This is a genomic window from Idiomarina sp. UBA4206, assembly GCF_002383015.1.
In the GTDB taxonomy this organism is placed as follows: domain Bacteria; phylum Pseudomonadota; class Gammaproteobacteria; order Enterobacterales; family Alteromonadaceae; genus Idiomarina; species Idiomarina abyssalis.
Genome location: NZ_DFTS01000019.1, coordinates 21,700 through 23,266 on the forward strand (window position 1 = coordinate 21,700; position 1,567 = coordinate 23,266).

Consider the following 1,567-nt stretch of genomic DNA (forward strand, 5'->3'; position numbering starts at 1 on the left):
TCCAGATCGGCTGCACTAGCTTCGTCAACCTGAATCAGTAGCTGCGGCAGCGTTTCCTTATAGTCACTGTCGAGGTTCTGCAACCCAGGATTGGTCGATGCCTCTTCAATCACAATGTCACGAAACTCAGCCAGTCGCTCATAGGTATTACCTTGCAGCACAAACTGTACCGGCCGGCCACCGCCTCCGCTAATGCCGCTGCGCATAAACGCAAAAGCCTGAACGCCCACAACAGAATCCAACTGCGATCGCATCTCTTCCATTAAATCAAAACTTGACCATTCTCGCTCGTCGAAAGGCACGGCACCGACAATAGCAATACCTGCACTACCACCCCAGCCCGGAGCCCGAACAATTAGGCGGTCAATTTTTCCTTCATCGATATAAGGCAGAAGAATTTGCTCTATTTCGTCCATATGTCGGGAGCTCGACTCAAAGCTGGCCCCCTCGGCACTGCGCACCTGAATATAGAAGGTACCGCGGTCTTCCGGCGGCGCAAACTCTTGAGGAATAAAGCTGAACAAGCCAAAGGCAACAACGCCGGACATAACAACCAACACGACAGCCATAAGCGGACGCTTTACGCTCTTTTCGAGCACATTGCGATACCCTCTTTCAAGCCAGTTAAAGGTCGCATCAAAAGCTCTGCCGAATTTACTGGTTCGCTCTTTCTTGCTTAATACCTTCGAGCTCAGCATCGGCGTCAGAGTTAATGCTGCGATACTGGAAAAGGCCACAGCGGCCGCTATGGCTATAGCAAACTCGGTAAAGAGCTTACCAATATTACCTTCTAAGAAGGCCAGAGGCACAAACACAGAAATCAATACCAGTGTGGTTGCTATGACAGCAAAACCAACCTCACGGGCTCCCCGGTAAGCAGCCAGAATAGGCGGCTCGCCTTCTTCTATGCGGCGATAGATGTTTTCTAACACCACAATAGAGTCATCAACGACCAGACCGATGGCTAAGACCAGCGCCAGCAGGGTGAGTAAGTTGATGGAAAAGCCCAGTGCAAACAAAACTATGTAGGAAGCAATAATGGCAACAGGTACCGTCAACGCCGGTACTATGGTGGCTCTTATATTCCCCAGAAACAGGTAAATAACGACAATAACCAGTGCCATCGCCACAGCCAGCGTGTTGTAAACTTCATCAACGGAGCCCTGAATAAATATCGAAGAGTCGTAACTGGGCGCCAGGTACATGGTTTCAGGCAACGTTTCCTGAATTTTTCTCATCTCCCGGTGCACGTTCTTCACCACATCCAGGGTGTTACCTTTCGACTGCTTAATGACACCCACACCGACCATGTTAACCCCGTTACCCCGGAAGTCGGTTTTGTCATCCTCAGCACCCAGTTCTACCCGGGCAACCTCGCCCAGGCGCACTAAATAGCCATCGTCGCCTTGTCGTATCACCAGGTTTTTAAAGTCTTCCGGCGACAAATAAGCCCGCGCCATACGAACCGAAAATTCTCTATCAGTTGACTCAACTTCCCCCGCCGGAAGCTCAACGTTTTCTTCACGCAAGCGGCTGACTATGTCGGTTACCGTTACCTGTCGTGCTT

At 50.7% G+C, this 1,567-nt stretch carries 1 protein-coding gene; it reads right to left on the reverse strand.

Annotated features, from left to right (window positions below; genetic code table 11):
• Positions 1-1,567 (reverse strand): efflux RND transporter permease subunit (locus B3180_RS03990; RefSeq protein WP_286843236.1); only part of this gene is annotated, 1,567 nt, incomplete at both ends.